Here is a 20,058-nt window from a genome sequence, read left to right as displayed (position 1 = left end):
ATCGGGCTAGGACCAGCGACCGGTCCACCCGGCGTACTCCATCCACCGTTCGACGTAGGCGGCCGGTCGGTCGCTGGTCTTCGCCGGCCCACCGGTGTTGTCGGGCGCGAAGATCGGGCCGGGCAGGGCCGGAATGGCGAATGCGTCCACCATGCCCGGCAAATGGCCCGCCAGCTCGGCGTAGTGCCGTTGCAACTGGGTCTCGACTCGCGCGGCGCGCTCCGACGGCAGCAAGCCGCGGGCGGTGTACCACGCGCCGTGGGCGTCGACGCGTCCGAGCGCGTACGCCGTGGCGGTCGACTCGATCAGTCTCCTGGCGGCCGGATCGACCGTTCGGGCGGCGGCGATGACCAGGGCGGTCGTCGCGAGCCGATCTCCGGTAGCGGTGGCCAGCTCGATCGCCGCCGAGTCCCGGCCGAGGACGACGCCTGCCGATTGATAGCGGCCGTCTTCCATCGCGGCGGCGAGCGTGCGTTCACGATCGACGAGCAGATCGAGGTACCACGGCAGCTGTGCGGGCGTGTTCGGTAGTCGAAGTGCGGTCAGGCTCCGGGATAGCCCGGCCATGACCAGCAGGATCTGATTCTCACCCTCGGCGGTGATGATCGCTTCCAGATTGCCGAGCCAGTCCACCAGGTGGTTGACGCGTAAGGCGCCCTGCGCCGCGGCGCGCTGCCGGCAGATCCGGAGCACGTTGTCGGCGGTGTGGGACAGCAAGGGTTTGGCCAGCGCCGACCACAGCCTCTGGTCGGGATCGTCGGCGGTCGCGCGCATGTCCCGGATCTGTTGCCCCAGTGCGCTGGTCGCGTACACCGACACCAAGGCCGACACCAGGTCCCGTCGCACCGCGTCGCGGTCGGACATCCTCGTGCCGGATCCTGGACGTCGCTGGCGGCTGTAGTTCACCAGTCCGGCCAAGCCCGCGCGGGCACTGGCGATGGCCGCGGTCGCCAGGTCCAGGCGTCCGTTGTCGAGAACCGCGATCGCGCGATGGAAACGGCGGCGCGGCGGCAGCGCACACTCGAACCGGCCGTCCTCGCCGAACCGCGCCCACTCACCCCCCAACAGCGCCTCACGCGGCAGCCATACCCGATCGAACCGGAGCATCGCGTGATCCATCGGCGCGGATGTCTTGTCCGGCAGCGTGACCACCTCCACGCCGGCCGCGAGCCCGTCGGCTGTGCGCATCCGCAAAAGGAACGGCAGGACGCCCTCGTCGCGGCCGTCGATGACCAGCCGGGCGGTGATCACGACGATCTTCGGCACCCCGTCGCAACCGACATTCGGCATGAACTTCGCGGCTTCCGGTGACGGCGTGGTCAGCCAGAACCCCCTGGAGACGGGGTCCCACTCGGCGAGGGTCTGTTGGTCCGCTCCGTTCGTGCCGCCCAGTTCGGTCAGCGCCAGCACCCCCATCGCCGCGCCGGAGTCCAAGTCCGCCAGACACGCCTGTTGGTAGGGCGAGCCGTTGCCGTGGGCGAGGATCGCGCCGATCGCGAGGTCGAAGTGGCCGGTCAGCACCAGCAGCAACCGGGGTGCGGCGACCTGAGCCCAGTCGCACAGCGCGCCGCGCAACTGCGTGTCGGTCGCGATGTCGCGGGCGGGGCGGCCCAGAGCCGCGATGACCGCGCGCAGCAGATCGGGCGCGGCCTGGGTCTGCTGGGTGAAGGTGAGATCGGACCGCGCGACATCACCGAGGCCGGCGACGATGTCACGGACTCGCAGGTGCAGCTCGGTATGCGCGCCGAAGATCACCTCCCGCAACGCTCGGACGGTCGAGCCAGGATCATTCAGCTCCAGCAGGGATTCGGAGGATAGGTCGACGGGAAGTTCAGCTCTGGTCATTGCGCTCACCCTTGTACTGCCTGCCACCCGCGCGGTTGTCCACGACGTCGAGCGCGGACGCGCAGTCGCGGGCGGAACGAAAATGGAAACACCGGCCGGGCTGAGCACCGCGCTCAGCCCGGATCATCTGGTCGGCCTCAGTTCATACGCCTCACCCGACATTCAGTGGCGGCATCTTGGGGAAGGCGACCGGCAGTGCCGCCAGCGCTCGATGGAACGGGCCCGGACGCCACACCAGGTCGTCGGCCGGGATCGCCAACCGCAATTCCGGAAGCGCGTCCAACAGTTGGTCGATGGCGTCCTGGGCTATCTGGAACGCGGATGCCTGCGCCTGCCGGGGGCATTGGTGCGGGCTGGGACCGCCCCAACCCAGACTCCACGCCGCTCCGTGGCCGAAGTATTGGCCGTTGTTCATCGCCGGATCGTTGCTGCACGCCGCCATGCTGATGATGACCGGTTCGTTCGCGGGCAGCGATGCCCCCGCGATCATGACGGGGTTGGGCGGATAGGTGATGCAGTAGTTGGCCAATGGCGGGTCGGTGGCCAGGATCTCTTCCAGCGCCGCACGTGTCAGCGGCGCCGAACCGAGATTGTCCGTCTCCCAACGCCTGTCGGTGAGCATCAACCGCAACGTATTGCTGATCAGGTTCTGCTGCGGTTCGATGCCCGCCGCGTAACAGGTGACCAGCGCGTTGATCAGTTCCTTGTCGTCGAGGTCGGCCGGATGCTGGACGAGCCGGGTGGCGACGTCCTCGGCGGGATGGGCGCGTTTGAGATCGACGAGCTCGAGCAAAGCGTCGTCGAGCATCGCGTTGACCGTGGCCGTGTCCACGCCCTCGAACATCGCCGCCGACGCCGCGGCCACCCGCTCGCCGATCTCGGGCGGGCACCCGAGGATGTGGTTGAGCACGGAGAACACCAGCGGTTGCACGTACTGGCTGATGAGATCGGCCTCGCCCGCGCGGCAGAACGAGTTGATCAGCTGAACCGCGATCCGCTCGACGACCGCGTGCAGCGAATGCAGATCCACACCGGCCAGCGCATCGTTGGTCGCCGTCCGGTAGCGAATGCGCGTCGCACCGACATTGCGCAGGGCGTTGGGCCGCCACTCCACCATCGGCAGGATCGGCGAATCCGGATCGATGGTCTTCTGCCAGGCCCGCGGGTCGGCCGGAAAACGCGTTTCGTCGCCGAGGATCTTGACCGCCGTCGAGTAGCCGATGACAAGGGTCGCCGGAATGCCGGGGTCGATCTCGACCGGCACCAGCGGTCCGTAGCGGCGACGCATTTCTTCGTAGGCGCGGTGCGGATCGTGAGCGAACTCGGGGCTGTAGAGCGAGATTCGTGGCCCGATCAACTCGATGGGGCGTGGTTCGGCGCCCTCACGAAGTGGCGCCTGCTGCGGCTGCACGCGGCTTCTCCTTATAGATTCAGGGGTGGGGTTTTGGGAAAGGTCACCGGTAGAGCTGTCAACGCACGGTGGAACGCGCCGCGCCGCCATTGCGGCTGCTCGGCGAGCTCGATCTCGGGTAGGACGTCGAGTAGTTGTTCGACGGCCTCGGTGGCGATCACCATGGCCACCGCCTGAGCCTTGTCCGGGCACGTATGCGGTCCGGCTCCCCACGCCAGATGCGATCGGTTGCCGGTGCGATCGCCGCCGCTCGTCGTCGGATCGTTGTTGGATGCCGCCATGCTGGTGATCACCGGCTGATTCGGCGGGAGCATCGTGGCGCCGATGATCTGTGGCTGGCGCGGATAGCTGACGCAGCCGTTGGGCACCGGCGGGTCACCGAACAGCACGTCGTCGATCGCGTCTCTCGTCGAGAGGGATCCGCCGAGGAGGACATCGCGGAACGACACGTCCTTGGTCATCTCGAGCAATGTGTTGGCGATCAAGTTCCACGTGGGCTCGGCGCCGCCCTCGTACATCATGCCGACGGTCCGGGTGATCTCCGCGTCGCTGAACCGGCTGGGGTGCGTCAGCAGGGCCGACATCACATCCGAGCCGGGTCGCGCCCGCTTGTCCGCCAGAGTTTTTCGGACGACCGCGGCCAACTGCTCGGCAGCCGTCTCCGCCGCTGCCGCGTCGGCGGCGTCGCGCATGTGCGTCAACGCGGCGAACGCGGCGTCGTCCGCTTCCGGCGGGAAGCCCAGCAAGGCGTTGATCACCCGCACGGTCAGCGGTACGGCGTACTCGTTGAGCAGATCGGCGGCGCCTTCACCACAGAACGAGTTGATCAGTGGTACCGCGTTGGCGATGACGTCGGAGCGCAACGCGTGCAGATCGACCCGAGCCAGGCAGTCGTTGTAGGCCTCCCGGTGCCGGTTGGGGTCCTCGCCTCGGGCGGCGCTCGGCCGCCACTGCGACAGCGGAAGCGCAGGCCAGCCTGCGTCCGATGGAAGATCCGTTGGATCGGTCGGGAAACGCGCTGGATCGCTGAGGATCTGCAGCGCCTCGCGGTAGCCGAGCACCAGTGTCGCGGAGACCCCGTCGGCCAGCTCCACGGGGGCCAGCGGACCGTGTTCCTTACGGAGCGCGGAATACGCACCGTGCGGATCGGCGGCGAACGCCTCCGAATCCAGCCTCACTCGGTTCGGCCTTGGCCGTCGACCCGGGCTGCGGCATCCGCAGCCGCAGGCAGGGTCGGATTTCTCAGTGTAGACGTCACAGCAAAACCCCCTACAAATCGAATACTTCGATGAAAGCGACGTACTCACAACCGTTTTCAGGTTGCCTAGGTGAAGCGGTCGCGTGTCGACGCGTCCCGGTGGAGCGGAGTCGGCAATCCACTGGCGACCCCAAAACCCCGGTCGCCTTGTGCCGCAACGAACTCAGCCGCTGCGTAGACCCGCCGATCCCAGTTCGGTCCAGCGCCACGCTCGCCGCTCAGCAAACTTGCGGCAGTTGAAAAGTGTTCGACCAAAACAGGTTTCGATCACATCGGGGCATCATACCTATCGGAACCATCGCTCGCAGCCCAAGTGCCGGACAGGCAACTTCGGTCCACACAGCCGGAAAACGGCGCGGCACGGCCGATTCCGGTTCGGATCGGCCCCGGCCTGCCCTCGGCGCGGCACGCCGAGCGCGATTTCGGGGCAGCGGCCCGCTCAGCCGGCGGGCAGGGCGGCGGCGCGGGCGTACAGGTAGCGCTGGGTGGGGAGGCTGGTGGTCTGCCGGGCCGCGCGCAGGTAGGACTCGCGCGCGGCCGCGCCGTCGCCGAGCAGTTCCAGCAGGTGGGCGCGCACGGCGGGCACCCGGTGGTCGGTCCGCAGGCGCTCGTCGGCGGCGAGCTCGTCCAGCAGCCGCAGACCGGCTCGCGGCCCGGCCGCCATGGCGACGGCGACGGCGTGGTTCAGCGCGATGATCGGATTGTCGACCAGCCGCAGCAGCCACTCGTAGAGCAGCGTGATCTGCGGCCAGTCGGTCTCGGCGTAGGTCGGGGCCTCGTCGTGCACGGCCGCGATCGCCGCCTGCAACTGATACGGACCCGGCGCCCCCTTCGGCAGCGCCGCGGTGATCAAAGCGACGCCCTCCTCGATCATCGCACGGTCCCAGCGGGATCGGTCCTGCTCGGCCATCGGGACGAGTTCGCCGCCGGGACCGGTCCGGGCGGGCCTGCGGGCGTCGGTCAACAGCATGAGGGCGAGCAAGCCGGTCACCTCACGATCGTCCGGCAGCAGCCGGTGCACGAGGCGGGTCAGGCGGATGGCCTCGGCGGAGAGCTCGACCCGATGCAGATCCGGACCGGAGGTCGGCGCGTATCCCTCGGTGAACACCAGGTACAAGACGTGCAGCACGGCCGCCAGCCGGGCGTCGCGCTCGGTGGCCGAGGGCGGGGCGAACGTGGCGCCGGTGGCCTTGATCGCCTGCTTGGCGCGGCCGATGCGCTTGGTCATGGTCGCCTCGGAAACCAGGAAGGCGCGGGCGATTTCGGCAGTGTCGAGGCCGCCGACGGCGCGCAGCGTCAACGCCACCTGCGCGGTCGGCGACAGCGCCGGATGGCAGCACAGGAACAGCAGGACGAGGGTGTCGTCGGAATCGGCCGGGCGGCGATCGGCGGGCGGCGCGACCCACTCGCGCGGCGGCGACCAGCGCGCGACGGTCTCCTCCCGGCGCCTGCGGGCCTGCTCGTTGCGCAGCAGGTCGGTCAGCCTGCGGGCGGCCACCGTGATCAGCCACGCCCGCGGATCGTCGGGCACGCCGTCGGCGGGCCATTTGGTCGCCGCCGCGAGCATGGCCTCCTGCACGGCGTCCTCGGCGGTGTCGAAGTGGCCGTAGCGGCGAACCAGCGCGGCGAGGACCTGCGGCGCCGACCGGCGCAGCAGGTCCGCTACCTGGGAATCGGTCACCGGATCAGCCGAACTCGGCCGCGGACTCCATGATCGGCCGCACGTCGGCGTAGGCCGAGGCCAGGATGTGCGGCGGGGCCGGGCAGTTGTTCAGTTCCGCGGCGATCTCGGTCGCCCTGTCGAAACTCTCGCACTCCACGACCCAGTAACCGGCCAGTACCTCCTGCGTCTCGGCGTACGGTCCGTCGGTCACGAACGGCACGCCGTCCTTGGCCGAGACGCGCCGGGTGTGCACCGGCTCGGCGAGCCCGCGGGTCTCCACCAGCTCCCCGGACTCCTCCAGCTTCTTGGTGAACTCGCCCATGAACGCGACCATCGCCGCCACGTCCTCCGGCGACCAGGCCGGTTGCCCGGTCTCCTTGCCGACCATGCCGTCGTAGTCCACCTGCGAGCCGTAGCTCAGGATCATGTACTTCATGACAACTCCTGTGGTCCGTCGGCCCCTCGATGGCGCCGCTCATCCGAGACGTCGAAGCCACGACCCATTCTCGGACACCCGCCGCGAAAAAAGTTCCGGGTGATGCCGAGCCGCTGCCTTGCCCCTGGGGCGTGACACCATCGTGTGACTGCGGCGGTTCTGGGTATGGCGTGGGCATGTCTTACGCCGGGCAGAGCCTCGGAGGGGGCGGCTGGTGAAGGCTGTCGTCACCGGGGCCAGTGGGAATGTGGGGACCGCGCTGTTGCGGGCGCTGCGCGCCGAGGACTGGGAGGTGGTCGGGGTCGTTCGCCGGCCGCCCGCGGAGCGCGGGCCGTACGCGCGGGCCCGTTGGGTGCGGTGCGATGTCGGTGCGCCGGGGGCCGTCGGGGCGCTGTGCGAGGCGTTCGCGGGCGCGGACGCGGTGGTGCACCTGGCGTGGGCGATTCATCCGCGCGGCGGGGAGCCGCTGATGGAACGGACGAATCTGGCGGGTAGCGCGAATGTGCTGCGGGCCGTGGCGGACTGCGGCGTACCGCATCTGACGTGCGCGTCCTCGGTCGCGGCGTACGCGCCCGCCCCGCGCTGGCGGCGGGTCGACGAGGCGTGGTCGTCGAGCGGGGTTCCCGGCAGCGCCTACAGCCGGGGCAAGGCGGTGCTCGAGGCGCTGCTCGACAGTTTCGCGGCGGAACACCCCGACGTGCGGATCGCGCGGATCCGGCCGTGCGGCATCACGCAGGCCGACGCCGCCGCCGAACTCGCCGACTGGGCGCTGAGTCCGTGGCTGCCGCGCACGCTGATCGGCCGCCGCTGGCTGCCGGTCCCGCTCTGGAAGGACCTGCGGTTGCAGCTCGTGCACAGCGAAGACGTCGCCGCGGCCATCCGCCTGATCCTGACGCGGCAGGCGAGCGGTCCGTACAACCTGGCCGCGGAGCCGGTGCTGACAACCGCCGAACTGGCCGCGACCTTCGGCGGATTCCGTATCCCGGCCCCGCTGCCCGCGCTCACAGCAGCCGCGTGGGCGAGCTGGCGGCTCGGCGTCCAACCCCTGCATCCGGGCTGGCTCGAACTCGCCGACCGCGCGTGCCTGATCGACACCGCGCGGGCGCGCGGCGAACTCGGCTGGTCACCGCGCCATCGGGCCGACGCGGTCGCCGCCGAACTCGCCGCGGGACTTCGCACGGGTCGGACCGGAGACAGCCCGCCGCTCGCACCCGCCCGCGCACGATTCCGACTCGGGCAACCCACCCATCAGACCCAGGCGTTCCCCTCCCCCGCTCCCGCGCACAGCCGAAAAACCGTGCGCGCGCAACCGTCTCGCTCGTCCTCGAACCAGTAGCCGCTTCGGACAGCGGCGCACACCGGTCCAACCCGAGGTCTGAGTATTTCCAACCCGCAGGTGGAAGATCTTTCGCGGGCTCTGCGAGAAGAGTTGGGAGTGTCATCCGGGACGCCTTGCGGGGTGTCCCGAAAAGCGCTCAGTTGAAGGAAAGATCATGAAATCAACCAAAATGCGCGCAGCCGTCGCAGCGGTAGCGATCGCACCTATGATCGCCCTCGGCTCAGGCGTTGCAACCTCGGCCCCGGCCGTCGAACCTCCTGTGCCCGTTCAGGTGGCGCCCGCCTCCGATCAAGTTCCCGATCAGGTCGAGCCCGCCCTTCTGTGGTGGAATCCATTCCTGTGGTGGGTCTGCTTCGTCCCGCCGATCTTCCCGTTCGGGACGGGCATCTGCCTCGTCTGACCTAGGCGTATGCCGAAACCGCCGCGCGTCACACACCTGTTGGTGTGGTGACCTGTAGTAAAAGTGCTATCAACACAGCACGACCGACCGGACTCGATGCCAGAGCGAACACAACGACAAGGCCTGAAGCCGTCGCGCCGATAGGCCTTGCGCAATAGATGTGCCGACGTCATTCACGCCGCACGGGAGCGTCGCGGCTCCAGCGAGGGGATGGACATGTTCAGGAAGCTCGCAGTGGCCGTCTTCGCACTCGCGGCAGGCGTGCTGCCGGCCGGGGCGCAAGGCGGCATCGCGCATGCCGCTGCCCCGGCGGTGCTCGGCGGCGGCTCCGGCATCGTCGTCGGCGACCAGGGCGTCTGCACGCTCACCACGATCGGGCACGATGCCGCTGGTCGGCTGGTCGGTCTCACCGCGGGTCACTGCAGTGTCGCGGGTACCACGATCGGCGCCGAGGCCAACCGTGACGCCGGCGTCGTCGGCTCGTTCGCCTACACGAACGATGAGATGGACTACGCCGTCCTCGAGTTCGATCCGACCAAAGTCGTCCCCGTGAATCGCGTGGGGAACACGACGATCACCGCGTTGGGCGGTCCGGCGCGGTTCCCCGACATCGCGTGCAAGCAGGGCTACACCACGGGCCACACCTGCGGTCTGGCATACGGCGATGTGTTCCAGACCAACAATTGGGCTTGGACCCAGATCTGCGTCCTTCCCGGCGATTCCGGCGGACCTGTCGTGGTCGGGACAACGCTGGTCGGCATGGTCAACGGCTACCTGTACGTGCCGTGCCTCGGACCGCAGCTGGGCGGGAACATGGCCGCCATCATCGAGGACATCGACGCACGCGGTGGCATCGGCGCGGGCTTCCGCCCGATCTGACCTCCACCGCATCGAAAGGAGTCGCCGCGGCGCCGGGGCCGCGCACAGAGATCGACGAAACGGCCTGGAGCCCTACCGATCGTGATAGTCGATCACGCCGCTCTCCATGGCACGTTCGACCAGGAATACGCGTTTCTGATTCGGCGGCAGGGCCTCCACGTCGAAAATCTTGAACAGTGCTCGCATGTGAGTTTTGACCGTGGCGACGCTCAGGCACAGATCGTGGGCGATCTGCCAGTTCGACGCGGGGTAGGTGAACGCGGCCTCGGAGTCGTACGGGCGACACAGCGCCTCCAGAATCGAATACTGGGCGTCGGTCAGCGAATTCCGGGTCGGCAGCCCCGCCTGCATCATCGTTTTCTCGTCTTCGGACGGGCGGCCGTCGGTGAAGACGAACACCGATTTTCCGAGGCGCACCGTATCGCCGGACTCGAGCTTCCGAAATCCGCCGATGCGCTCGCCGTTGACGAAGGTCCCGTTCATCGACAGACCGTTGTCGATGACGACCCAGCAGCCGCCCACTCGCTCGATGATCGCGTGCAGACGCGAAACCGTCGCGTCGGCACTCACGACGATGTCCGCCGCGTGCGACCGCCCGATCGTCATACGGGTCGCGCCGTGATCGAGTGGAATCTCGCGCAAGCCCCCGTGGCGGTCCCGGTGGGACAGAGTGGCACAACCGTCCGACCGGTGCCGCGCACGATCGTATTCTGCCGAGTACGATCCGTTACCCAGCGCCTTCTGTCCGTATGGCGTGGACATGATGCGTAGTTCCCGTTCCGAAGTACGTCATGACTACGAGCACCCGACCCTTAACACAGAATGCGCTCTTTCGCGTCCGATTGCACGCGGCAAGCCGCTGACCTGCGACATTCGGGGGGAGACACCCTGCCGAAGGCCCGATTCCTACCCTCTGGCCGGACCGCGGGTGTGACGATCGTGCCGTCGTGCCGAACTCACGGACGGAAAACGGCTCGGACACAGCCGTCCCGCTTGTTCTTGAACAGGTCGTAGCCGGTCACCGCGTCCTCGAGCGGCATGTCGTGAGTGATGAGATACGTCGGGTCGAGTTCGCCGCGCTGGACGTAGTCGAGCAACCGCGGCACGTACCGCTGCCCGTGCTGCTGCGCGGTGCGGATGGTCAGGTTCTTGTTGGTCACCGCGCCCATCGGGAACTTGTCGGTGAGCCCGTAGACGCCGAGCACGGCGACGGTGCCGCCCTTGCGGCAGGCGAGGATCGCCTCGCGCAGCGGCGTCGCGCGATCGGTCTCCATGCGCAGCAGCTGCTTGGCGCGGTCGTAGATCTGTTGCAGACCCGTGCCGTGCCCCTCCATCCCGACGGCGTCGATGCAGGCGTCGGGTCCGCGGCCGCCGGTGCCTTCGCGCAGCGCGTCGAGCACGCTGTCCACCGCCGTGTAGTCGATGGTCTCCGCGCCGATATTCGCGCGCGCGAGGGAAAGTCGCTCGGGTAGCCGATCGATGACGATGACGCGTTCCGCACCGAGCAGCCGGGCGCTGTGCGCGGCCATCAGCCCGACGCCGCCGCTTCCCCAGACCGCGACCGTGTCGCCGGACTCGATGTCGCAGAAGTCGGCGCCCATGAACCCGGTCGGCACCGCGTCGGACAGGAACAGCGCCTGCTCGTCGGTCACCCCTTCGGGGACGGTGAAACAGTTGACGTCGGCGAACGGCACCCGGATGAACTGCGCGTGCGAGCCTTGATAGCCGCCGAACGGATGGGTGTACCCGTAGATGCCGCCGGTCGGATACCCGAGGATCGGCTGTTGCAGCTCGGCGTTCGGGTTCGTCGTGTCGCACAGCGAGTACAGGTCGTTGTCGCAGTACCAGCACGAGCCGCAGCCGATGAAGGACGGGACGACGACCCGGTCACCGACCGAACGCGCGGCGACCTCCTTGCCGACCTCCACGATCTCGCCCATGAACTCGTGACCGAACACATCGCCCTCGCGCATGCCCGGCAGGTAGCCGTCGATGAAATGCAGGTCCGAACCGCAGGTGGTGGTCAGCTGGACCCGCACGATGGCGTCGTGCGGATTGACCAGCCTCGGCTCGTCGACGGTCTCCACCGCCAGATCGTTGACGCCGTTCCAGCAGAGTGCGCGCATGTCGTCTCCTCGGTCAGCGGGCGCTCGGGTTGTGTTCGAGGGTGGGCAGCTCCCCGGTCTGCAGCAGTGCCCGCGCACGGTAGAGCGCCTTGAACGCCGCGGGTCCGATCAGGAAACCGGGGACCGGCGCCGACGCGCGCATCGTCACCTCGGTGCCGAGACCGTGCGGCGCGTCGGCGAAGGACAAGCCGATCTGCGGACCACCCTCACGAGCGGAGCCGTCATCGGCGACGCCCACGAAACGCAGGCCGTCCGCCTCGGTCACCAGCGTGGTCTGCCAGGTCAGCGCCTCGTCGTCACCGCGAAGCAGTGTCCATTCGTAGTCGGCGGGACCGGTCGCGCAGACGTCGCCGAGATCGCCGAGCACCCGGGACAGGTTGTCGGCGTCGCGCCAGAACCGTTCGACCTCGGCTCGCGGCCGGGCGATCGTCACGGTCCGGCTCGGTCCGGTCCGGCTGGCGGATTCGAGGAATTTCTCGACGAGATCGATCAGTTGCTCTTTGGCCGTGTCGACGTAGTGCATGGGACGTCCCTTCGAGCGGTCTGCGGGGCCACGGAAATCAGAATCCCGGGTGCGCTTCCCCGACCGCCTACCCGACGAGCCCTCGGGCAAACACCGCACGCCACCGTCCCCGGTCGTCTCCCGCGGCCGATGCGGACCGCCCCCTCACGGCGGTCCGCCGCCCGCCGCCGACGCGCGGAGTTCGGTTGACAGTCAAATTAGACGACTGTCCAACTTTGCGCGAGGGTTCCGCTCACCACTATCGAAATCCTTGTCGGCCCCCGCGCCGCACCGCTTGGATTGCCGGGTTCAGAAAAGGCGGGACGGCGGCAACGCGTCGGCCCGCCACCCTCGCGACGAGCATTCGGGAGCACGAGTGAAATTCCATCGGGTACTGGCGATCCCGGTCCTGGTAGCAACCGCGGCCCTCACCCTGACGGCGTGCGGCACCGACGACGCGTCCTCGGACAAAGTGGTGCGCATCGGCACCACCGACCGCGATCAGGTCTGGGACGTCTTCGAGCGCAAGGCGAAAGACCAGGGCATCACCCTGCGGATCACCAACTTCTCCGACTACCAGCAGCCGAATCTCGCGCTCGCACAGGGACAGATCGATGTCAACCTGTTCCAGCACCTGCAATTCCTCGGCCAGTACAACGTGTCCAACAACGACACGCTGACCCCGATCGGATCCACCTACATCGTGCCGCTCGGGCTGTATTCGAAGAAGCACCGGTCGCTGGCCGACATCCCGCAGGGCGGCCAGATCGCCATCCCGAACGACCCGACCAATCAGGCGCGGGCGCTGTTCGTGCTGCAGGCCGCGGGACTGCTGAAGCTGTCCGGCGACAGCCGCCAACCCTCCCCCGCCGACATCGACAAGGCCGCCTCCAAGGTCACCGTGACACCGGTCGACGCGGCGCAGACGGCGCTGTCGCTGGCCTCGACCGACGGCTCGATCATCAACAACACCTTCCTGGAACGCTCCGGCATCGACCCGAATTCGGCGCTGTACAAGGACGATCCGAAGAACCCGGCCGCCGAGCCGTACATCAACGTCATCGTCACCAGGGCCGCGGACAAGGACAACCCGCTCTACAAGCAGGTGGTCGACGTCTGGAAGGACCCGGAAGTGCAGGCGGCGCACGCGGAGTCGACGAAGAACACAGCGGTCGAGGTGACCCGCCCGGCGGCGGAGCTGGAGCAGATCCTGCAGCGGGTGCAGCAGACCATCCGCGACGGCAAGTGAGTTCGGCGACCGAGCCGGACGAGCGCGCGCCCGCGGTCGAATTCCGCGGGGTCACCAAGGTTTTCGGTAAAGGAGCCGACCGCCACGTCGCGCTCGACGGCATCGATCTGCGGATCGAACGCGGTGAGATCTTCGGCGTCATCGGCTATTCCGGCGCGGGCAAGAGCACGCTGGTACGCCTGATCAACGCGCTGGAGAAGCCGACGAGCGGCGCGGTCCTAGTCTCCGGCACGCCGATCACCGGAGTGCCCGAGACCGAAGTGCGGCGTATTCGCCGCGATATCGGCATGGTGTTCCAGCAGTTCAACCTGTTCCGCTCGCGCACGGTCGCGGGCAACGTCGAGTACCCGCTGAAAGTCGCCGGGTGGCGGCGGGCCGAGCGCAAGGCGCGGGTGGCCGAACTGCTCGATTTCGTCGGCCTCTCGGACAAGGCGCGGAGCTATCCGGATCAACTGTCGGGCGGGCAGAAGCAGCGGGTCGGCATCGCGCGGGCGCTGGCGACCTCGCCCGCGCTGCTGCTGGCCGACGAGGCCACCTCGGCGCTGGACCCGGAGACCACCGGCGAGGTGCTGCGGCTGCTGAAGAAGGTCAATCGCGAACTCGGCGTCACCATCGTGGTGATCACCCACGAGATGGATGTCATCCGCGCGGTGGCCGACCGGGTCGCGGTGCTCGCCGAGGGCCGGATCGTCGAATTGGCCGAGACCTTCGAGGTCTTCGCGGCGCCGCGCGCGACGCCGACCAAGTCGTTCGTCGGCACCGTGCTGCACAACCGGCCGGATGCCGGCGAACTGGCCCGGCTGCGCGAACGCCACGGCGGCACCCTGGTCACCGTCGACGTCGACGACGAGCGCGGGCTCGGCGCGGCGCTGGCCGGCGCGGCGCACGCCGACGTGCGGTTCGAGGTGGTGTACGGCGGGGTGAGCACGCTGCAGGACAAGACCTTCGGCAGCGTCACGCTGGCCCTGCACGGGCCGGACGACGCGGTGGCGAAGGTGATCGACGAACTGGAACGGAGGTGAGCGGACCGTGCACACGGATTGGGAGAGACTGCGGCCGGTGCTGACCGAGGCGATCGGCACCACCGTCTACCTCGTGCTGATCACCTTCGTGGTGGGCGGCCTGATCGGGCTCTTTCTCGGCACCGCCCTGTACACCACGCGCAAGGGCGGGCTGCTGGCCAACGCACCGGTCAACGTGCTGCTCAACGTGCTGGTCAACATCGTGCGGCCGATTCCGTTCATCATCCTGCTCGCCGCGCTGGGCCCGGTGACGCTGGAGGTGGTCGGCACCACGATCGGCACCGAAGCGGCCGCCTTCGTGATGATCGTGGCGGCCTCGTTCGGGATCGCCCGGATCGTGGAACAGAACCTGATCACCGTCGATCCCGGCGTGATCGAGGCGGCGCGGGCGGTCGGTGCGGGACCGTTGCGGATCATTCTGACGCTGCTCGTCCCGGAGGCGCTCGGTCCGCTGATTCTCGGCTACACCTTCGTGGTGATCGCGATCGTCGACATGTCCGCCATGGCGGGCATCGTGGGCGGCGGCGGACTGGGCGATTTCGCCCTGGTGTACGGGTACCAGCGCTTCGACTGGCAGGTCACCTTGGTCGCCACTCTGATCATCATCGCGGGCGTGCAGGGCATCCAGTTCCTCGGCAACTGGCTCGCGCGCAAGGTGCTGCGCAGGTAGCCGGGTCAGAGGGCCTGGATGTACCAGTCGAGCGGACCGACGCCGGGTTCGTCGCTGCTGCGCAGGTAGTGGAACCTGGCCCGCCGGGCCACGCCCACCGAGGCGGCGTGCGTGGGATCGATCCGCAGCACGACCTCGTCGGCCAGGCCCGTGCGGGCGAGGTACCGGCAACCGAGAATGACAGCCCTGGTGGCCAGGCGCCTGCCACGCCAGGCCGGGTAGATGTCGAAGAAAAGATCGGCCTGGCCCGGAGCGAGGAAGATCCGATCGGTCCGGATCTCCAGGGTGCCGACCAGGGCCGCACCGTCCTCGGCCGTGATCGCGAACATCCGCTCGGGTCCCTCCGCGGCCCAGTCCGCCACGCACTTCTCGAAGTGGGCGGTCACGCTCTCGAGCGTGCCCGGACCGCCGTCGAGCCCGCGCACCCGCTCGGGGTCCGCGGCGGCCAGATGCGCCTCGGCATCGGCCACCGCGATCGGTCGCAGCGCGATCACGCCGTCGGATAGCTGCACAGCACCATAATCGTCAACAAGATCACGATTCGGCAACCGACATCCCGAAGATTTCGCCACAAATCGGGCGGCGGGCCTCAGCCGGCGTTGGACGTGCAGGCCGAGAGCACCGTGCTCGCCGGTCGCGGCGAGGCACTGCCGAGGTCTGGGAACGGCGGCGCGCTGAGGCCGAGCACCTGGATCGCGGCGCGCTCGGCGCCGCCCTTGGTGGTGTCCCACGCCCAGCCGACGCGTCCGTCGGCGCCCTGCGCCACCGCTCCGCACGCGTTGCGGAAGTGCACGACGACCTGGCAGTCGTACGCGCCGCACTCATCGATCGCGTTGGCGTCGGCCGCCGCGAGGCTGTTGTAGTTCACCGCGTACGAGACGGCACCGGTGCTGCGCGAAATGGCCATGGCGCCGTAGAGATCACCGATCCGGGTCTCCCACGGCTCGGCCTGCTCGGCGACCGCGGGCCCCGCACCGGCGACCACCGCGCCCACGGCGATCGCGCCCACGAAGATACTGCGCGACAACGACATTGAATTTCCTCCCCGTTTCAGAAACGATTCGGGTCAGATCATCGTCCACGAATTACGAAATGTCCAAATCGGCCGCGAAACACGATCGTGGCGTTGCTTGGCTCCGAATTCCGCCCTCGCTCTGCAAATTTCGATTCGAGTTTGTTCCAGGCCGGGCGAACGATGTTCGCCGGTCTCACCCGACGTTCTTCGTGCAGGCCGACACGGCGACCTGCGCGGCGCGCGGGGACGCGCTGCCGAGATCCGGGAAGGGCGGAGCGCTCTCGCCGAGGGAGGCGATCGCGATCTGTTCGGCCTCCTCGCGGGAACCCGCTGCGGCCCAGCCGAATCGGCCGTCGGCGCCGCGGGCGATGGCGCCGCAGCCGTCGACGACGTTCAGCACCAGATCGCAGTCGTAGACGTTGCACTCGCGGATGGCCGCGGCGTCGGCCTGCACGCGGCTGGGGTGGTCCATCGCGGCCACCACCCGGCCGGTGCTCGGCGAGAACGCGAGCGTGCCGTAGAGCTTGGGCGCCGCGTCGGCCGCACCGGCGGCGACGACCCCGAGGGCGGCGGTGGAGGACATGGCGACGGCAAGGACCGACTTGCGCAGCACAGACAACAGGATCTCCCCGTTTTCAGAAGCGATAACGGGGAGATCCTTGCCGAGCGTGCCCGGATTGTCCAGATATTCAGTGGATCGCGAACGTCAACGGCTCCAGGGGATCTGAACGTGCGGGACGATCACGGGCGAATCAGCGCGCGTTGGCCGTGCAGACGACCTCGACGATACGCACGCCGCTCAGGTTGGCGGAGCCGACGTTGGCCAGCAGCGCCGTCGGAGTGACCTCCGCGATCCGCTGGTAACCGGCGCGCTCGGCATCCGCCCTGGTCGGGCCGGACGCCACGACGGCGGCGTCGTTGCTCTCCATCAGCACGCCGCAGCCGTTCGCCCACGAGGCAGCCACCGCGCAACCGTTCGTACCGCAGTCGGCGATCGCCGCGGCGTCGGCATCGGCGGTGCTCGCCTGGTTGACGCTCACCCCGTACACCAAACTTTCGGGGTTCACCGCGATCGCCGCGTGCAGGCTGGCCGCGTTCGCGGAACCGGCACCCAGCACCGACCCCATCGCAAGGCTGCTCACCGCGACGGCGAAGCCGACCTTACCCATCAATCTCATCGAATTATCTTCCTGTTCGGATCGGCCCCGGAATCGGAGCCACCGCAATCATTGCCGACGGCATCGAAGTTCGGAAGTCGACCCTTCTCGGGGCAAGAAAAGAATCGGGCCCGGATCGTCGTGATCCGGGCCCGATATCGAACAGCGTTATACGGTGAAGCCGAGCGCGCGCAGCTGCTCGCGACCGTCCTCGGTGATCTTGTCCGGCCCCCACGGCGGCATCCACACCCAGTTGATCTCGAGATCCTCGACCAGACCGCTGCGGACCAGCGCGTTGCGGGACTGGTCCTCGATGACATCGGTGAGCGGGCACGCCGCCGAGGTCAGCGTCATGTCCAGCTTGGCGATCTCGTTCTCGACCTTGATGCCGTAGACCAGGCCGAGATCGACGACGTTGATGCCCAGCTCGGGGTCTACGACGTCGCGCATGGCCTCCTCGATGTCCTCGAGGTGCTTGATCTCCTCGGCCGAGAGCTCGACCTGCTCGGCCGATTCCGTCGTCGGCGTCGATTCACTCATGACGTTCCCCATTCTTCGGCAGTGCGCTGCCCATCGTGCGCTTGGTCTCTTCCGCGGAGGTTATCCGGACCACGGCGTCCTTGAACGCCATCCAGCCCAGCAGCGCGCATTTGACCCGCGCCGGGTACTTGGAAACACCGGCCAGCGCGATGCCGTCGCCGATCATGTCCTCGTCGCCCTCGACCGTGCCGCGGCTGGAGATCATCTCGTTGTAGGCGTCGACGACCTTCAGCGCCTGCTGCACGGGCAGCCCGATCACCTGATCGGTGAGGATCGAGGTGGCGGCCTGGCTGATCGAACAGCCCTGACCGTCGTAGGAGACATCGGCGACGTCGCCGTTGCCGTCCAGCTGGACGCGCAGGGTCACCTCGTCACCGCAGGTCGGGTTCACGTGGTGCACTTCGGCGCCGTACGGTTCCCGCAGCCCGCGGTGGTGCGGGTGCTTGTAGTGGTCCAGGATCACTTCCTGGTACATCTGCTCCATGCGCATGTCTTATGCAACTCCGAAGAAGCTCTGAGCCTTCCGCACCGCGGCGACCAGCGCGTCGACCTCGTCGAGCGTGTTGTACACCGCGAACGAGGCCCGCGCGGTGGCGGGAATGCCCATCCTGCGCATCAGCGGCCAGGCGCAGTGGTGGCCGACCCGGATCGCGACGCCTTCGTCGTCCAGGATCTGTCCGACGTCGTGAGCGTGGATGCCCTCGACGACGAACGACACCGCGCCGCCGCGATCCACGTTCTCGGTCGGGCCGACGATGCGCACGCCGTCGATCGTGCCCAGCCCTTCCAGGGTGGCGCCGACCAGCGTGTGCTCGTGGGCCGCAACGGCATCCATGCCGATCTCGTCGAGATACCGCACCGCCGCGCCCAATCCGACCACCTGCGAGGTCATCGGCACGCCCGCCTCGAACCGCTGCGGCGGCGGGGCGTAGGTGGTGACCTCCATGGTGACCGTCTCGATCATCGATCCGCCGGTGATGAACGGCGGGGTCTCCGCGAGCAGCTCGCGACGGCCGTAGAGCACGCCGACGCCGGACGGGCCGAGCATCTTGTGCCCGGAGAACGCGGCGAAGTCGACGCCGAGTTCGCGGAAGTTCACCGGCATGTGCGGCACCGACTGGCAGGCGTCCAGCACCACCAGGGCGCCGACTTCCTTTGCCCGGCGCACCATTTCCGTCACGTCGGCGACCGCGCCCGTGACGTTCGACTGGTGCGTGAACGCCACGACCTTGGTGGCGGGCGACAAGTCGAGCGAATCGAGATCGATCCGTCCGTACGCGGTGATGCCGTACCACTTCAGCGTCGCGCCGGTGCGCCGCGCGAGCTCCTGCCACGGAACGAGATTCGCGTGGTGCTCCAGCTCGGTGATGACGATCTCGTCGCCGGGGCCGACGTGGTACGGGAACCGGTCGTCGGCGAACGAGTAGGTCACCAGGTTCAGCGATTCGGTGGCGTTCTTGGTGAACACGATCTCGTCGGCATCGACGCCGACGAACCGTCCGATGTCGGCCCTGGCGCCCTCGTAGGCGTCGGTCGCCTCCTCGGCAAGCTGGTGCGCGCCGCGGTGCACCGCCGAGTTGCTCTCGGTCAGGAATCGCCGTTCCGCGTCGAGTACCGCGAGGGGCCGCTGCGAGGTCGCGCCGGAGTCCAAGTACACCAACGGTTTCCCGTCCCGAACCGTGCGGCTCAGGATCGGGAAGTCGGCCCGGATGCGGGCGACGTCGAGGGTGCGGACCGTAGCGGTCATATCAGGCTCCAGCGGTAGCGGCGGTCGTGAAGCGGACGTAGCCGTTGGCGTCGAGTTCCTCGGCCAGCTCGGGGCCGCCTTCGGCGACGATGCGACCGCCGACGAAGACGTGCACGAACTGCGGCTGGATGTAGCGCAGGATGCGGGTGTAGTGCGTGATCAGCAGGACGCCGCCGTTCTCGCGCTCCTTGTAGCGGTTGACGCCCTCGGAGACGATGCGCAGCGCGTCGACGTCCAGGCCGGAGTCGGTCTCGTCGAGGATGGCGATCTTCGGCTTGAGCAGGCCCAGCTGCAGGATCTCGTGGCGCTTCTTCTCACCACCGGAGAAGCCCTCGTTCACGCTGCGGTCGGCGAAGGCGGCGTCGATCTCGAGCTCGTTCATCGACTCCTTCACCTCCTTGACCCAGGTGCGCAGCTTGGGGGCCTCGCCGCGGACCGCGGTGGCGGCGGTGCGCAGGAAGTTCGACATCGAGACGCCGGGCACCTCGACCGGGTACTGCATGGCCAGGAACAGGCCCGCACGCGCGCGCTCGTCGACCGACATCTCGAGCACGTCCTCGCCGTCGAGGGTGATCGAGCCGGAGGTCACCGTGTACTTCGGGTGGCCGGCGATCGCGTAGGACAGGGTCGACTTGCCCGAGCCGTTGGGGCCCATGATCGCGTGCGTCTCGCCCGACTTCACGGTCAGGTTCACGCCCTTGAGGATCTTGATGGGCTCGCCGGTCTCGTCGGGGTTGGCGACCTCGACGTGCAGGTCCTTGATTTCCAGGGTGGTCATGGAGTTCCTTTGCGGGGTAAG

The 20,058-nt window shown here is 68.2% G+C and carries 22 protein-coding genes; 6 read left to right on the top strand and 16 right to left on the bottom strand.

The annotated features are described in order from the left end of the window. Nucleotides 1-6 precede the first annotated feature (6 nt). The 5 genes from FB390_RS18125 to FB390_RS18105 form a co-directional block, all read right to left on the bottom strand. The gene (locus FB390_RS18125) at nucleotides 7-1,953 is read right to left on the bottom strand and encodes an acyl-CoA dehydrogenase family protein (protein WP_141809996.1); all 1,947 of its coding nucleotides are present in this window, start codon (nucleotides 1,951-1,953) and stop codon (nucleotides 7-9) included. Between the two features lie 43 nt (nucleotides 1,954-1,996). Beyond that, a complete protein-coding gene (locus FB390_RS18120) occupies nucleotides 1,997-3,346 on the bottom strand; it encodes a cytochrome P450 family protein (protein WP_246124084.1) in 1,350 nt (449 codons plus the stop codon). After that, complete coding sequence (locus tag FB390_RS18115; RefSeq protein WP_141809995.1) at nucleotides 3,268-4,434, bottom strand: cytochrome P450 family protein; 1,167 nt, start codon at nucleotides 4,432-4,434, stop codon at nucleotides 3,268-3,270. Before FB390_RS18115 ends, FB390_RS18120 begins: the two co-directional genes overlap by 79 nt. A gap of 519 nt (nucleotides 4,435-4,953) precedes the next feature. Then, complete coding sequence (locus tag FB390_RS18110) at nucleotides 4,954-6,195, bottom strand: RNA polymerase sigma factor (protein ID WP_141809994.1); 1,242 nt, start codon at nucleotides 6,193-6,195, stop codon at nucleotides 4,954-4,956. A 4-nt stretch (nucleotides 6,196-6,199) separates the two neighbouring features. Next, the gene (locus FB390_RS18105) at nucleotides 6,200-6,613 is read right to left on the bottom strand and encodes a YciI family protein (protein ID WP_141809993.1); all 414 of its coding nucleotides are present in this window, start codon (nucleotides 6,611-6,613) and stop codon (nucleotides 6,200-6,202) included. A gap of 214 nt (nucleotides 6,614-6,827) precedes the next feature. Between FB390_RS18105 and FB390_RS18100 the strand changes: the two genes are divergently transcribed. The 3 genes from FB390_RS18100 to FB390_RS18090 all read left to right on the top strand — a co-directional run bounded on the left by FB390_RS18100 (nucleotide 6,828) and on the right by FB390_RS18090 (nucleotide 9,231). Then, on the top strand, nucleotides 6,828-7,949 hold the full coding sequence (locus FB390_RS18100) for an NAD-dependent epimerase/dehydratase family protein (RefSeq protein WP_141809992.1): 1,122 nt from the start codon (nucleotides 6,828-6,830) through the stop codon (nucleotides 7,947-7,949). 157 nt (nucleotides 7,950-8,106) lie between these two features. After that, a complete protein-coding gene (locus FB390_RS18095; RefSeq protein ID WP_141809991.1) occupies nucleotides 8,107-8,352 on the top strand; it encodes a hypothetical protein in 246 nt (81 codons plus the stop codon). A gap of 216 nt (nucleotides 8,353-8,568) precedes the next feature. After that, on the top strand, nucleotides 8,569-9,231 hold the full coding sequence (locus tag FB390_RS18090) for a chymotrypsin family serine protease (RefSeq protein WP_141809990.1): 663 nt from the start codon (nucleotides 8,569-8,571) through the stop codon (nucleotides 9,229-9,231). A 72-nt stretch (nucleotides 9,232-9,303) separates the two neighbouring features. Here the strand turns inward: FB390_RS18090 and FB390_RS18085 are convergent, their stop codons facing one another. The 3 genes from FB390_RS18085 to FB390_RS18075 form a co-directional block, all read right to left on the bottom strand. Beyond that, complete coding sequence (locus FB390_RS18085) at nucleotides 9,304-9,993, bottom strand: FHA domain-containing protein (RefSeq protein ID WP_141809989.1); 690 nt, start codon at nucleotides 9,991-9,993, stop codon at nucleotides 9,304-9,306. Between the two features lie 194 nt (nucleotides 9,994-10,187). Beyond that, the gene (locus FB390_RS18080) at nucleotides 10,188-11,357 is read right to left on the bottom strand and encodes a zinc-dependent alcohol dehydrogenase (protein WP_141809988.1); all 1,170 of its coding nucleotides are present in this window, start codon (nucleotides 11,355-11,357) and stop codon (nucleotides 10,188-10,190) included. Nucleotides 11,358-11,370: 13 nt separating this feature from the next. Beyond that, entirely contained in the window at nucleotides 11,371-11,880 is a 510-nt protein-coding gene (locus tag FB390_RS18075) for an SRPBCC family protein (protein ID WP_141809987.1), read from the bottom strand. 355 nt (nucleotides 11,881-12,235) lie between these two features. On the opposite strand from FB390_RS18075, the gene FB390_RS18070 reads away from it, so the two are divergent. Genes FB390_RS18070 through FB390_RS18060 form a run of 3 tightly spaced genes read left to right on the top strand, consistent with a single transcriptional unit; the run spans nucleotide 12,236 to nucleotide 14,800 of the window. Further along, entirely contained in the window at nucleotides 12,236-13,108 is an 873-nt protein-coding gene (locus FB390_RS18070; RefSeq protein ID WP_141809986.1) for a MetQ/NlpA family ABC transporter substrate-binding protein, read from the top strand. Next, nucleotides 13,105-14,130 (top strand): methionine ABC transporter ATP-binding protein, encoded by a 1,026-nt coding sequence (locus FB390_RS18065; protein WP_141809985.1) that lies wholly within the window; start codon nucleotides 13,105-13,107, stop codon nucleotides 14,128-14,130. The genes FB390_RS18070 and FB390_RS18065 overlap by 4 nt, the downstream gene beginning before the upstream one ends. A gap of 7 nt (nucleotides 14,131-14,137) precedes the next feature. Next, the gene (locus FB390_RS18060; protein WP_141809984.1) at nucleotides 14,138-14,800 is read left to right on the top strand and encodes a methionine ABC transporter permease; all 663 of its coding nucleotides are present in this window, start codon (nucleotides 14,138-14,140) and stop codon (nucleotides 14,798-14,800) included. Between the two features lie 5 nt (nucleotides 14,801-14,805). Here FB390_RS18060 and FB390_RS18055 read toward each other — a convergent pair whose 3' ends face one another. The 8 genes from FB390_RS18055 to sufC form a co-directional block, all read right to left on the bottom strand. Then, nucleotides 14,806-15,312, bottom strand: coding sequence for a GNAT family N-acetyltransferase (locus FB390_RS18055; RefSeq protein WP_246124083.1), 507 nt, complete (start codon nucleotides 15,310-15,312; stop codon nucleotides 14,806-14,808). Between the two features lie 77 nt (nucleotides 15,313-15,389). Then, on the bottom strand, nucleotides 15,390-15,833 hold the full coding sequence (locus FB390_RS18050; protein WP_141809983.1) for a DUF4189 domain-containing protein: 444 nt from the start codon (nucleotides 15,831-15,833) through the stop codon (nucleotides 15,390-15,392). A 175-nt stretch (nucleotides 15,834-16,008) separates the two neighbouring features. After that, entirely contained in the window at nucleotides 16,009-16,428 is a 420-nt protein-coding gene (locus FB390_RS18045) for a DUF4189 domain-containing protein (protein WP_246124082.1), read from the bottom strand. Nucleotides 16,429-16,567: 139 nt separating this feature from the next. Next, a complete protein-coding gene (locus tag FB390_RS18040; protein ID WP_141809981.1) occupies nucleotides 16,568-16,993 on the bottom strand; it encodes a DUF4189 domain-containing protein in 426 nt (141 codons plus the stop codon). A 147-nt stretch (nucleotides 16,994-17,140) separates the two neighbouring features. Next, entirely contained in the window at nucleotides 17,141-17,512 is a 372-nt protein-coding gene (locus FB390_RS18035; RefSeq protein WP_141809980.1) for a metal-sulfur cluster assembly factor, read from the bottom strand. Continuing rightward, nucleotides 17,505-18,002: a Fe-S cluster assembly sulfur transfer protein SufU gene (sufU, locus tag FB390_RS18030; RefSeq protein ID WP_141809979.1), complete on the bottom strand. Its 498-nt coding sequence runs from the start codon at nucleotides 18,000-18,002 to the stop codon at nucleotides 17,505-17,507. The genes FB390_RS18035 and sufU overlap by 8 nt, the downstream gene beginning before the upstream one ends. A 3-nt stretch (nucleotides 18,003-18,005) precedes the next feature. Further along, nucleotides 18,006-19,259, bottom strand: coding sequence for a cysteine desulfurase (locus FB390_RS18025; protein WP_141809978.1), 1,254 nt, complete (start codon nucleotides 19,257-19,259; stop codon nucleotides 18,006-18,008). A gap of 1 nt (nucleotide 19,260) precedes the next feature. Beyond that, the gene (sufC, locus tag FB390_RS18020) at nucleotides 19,261-20,037 is read right to left on the bottom strand and encodes a Fe-S cluster assembly ATPase SufC (protein ID WP_141809977.1); all 777 of its coding nucleotides are present in this window, start codon (nucleotides 20,035-20,037) and stop codon (nucleotides 19,261-19,263) included. Between the last annotated feature and the right edge of the window lie 21 nt (nucleotides 20,038-20,058).

The sequence above is a fragment of the Nocardia bhagyanarayanae genome (genome assembly GCF_006716565.1).
Classification (GTDB): Bacteria; Actinomycetota; Actinomycetes; order Mycobacteriales; family Mycobacteriaceae; genus Nocardia; species Nocardia bhagyanarayanae.
The sequence above is the reverse complement of the archived record's forward strand: the minus strand, read 5'-3'. Positions and strand labels throughout refer to the sequence as shown.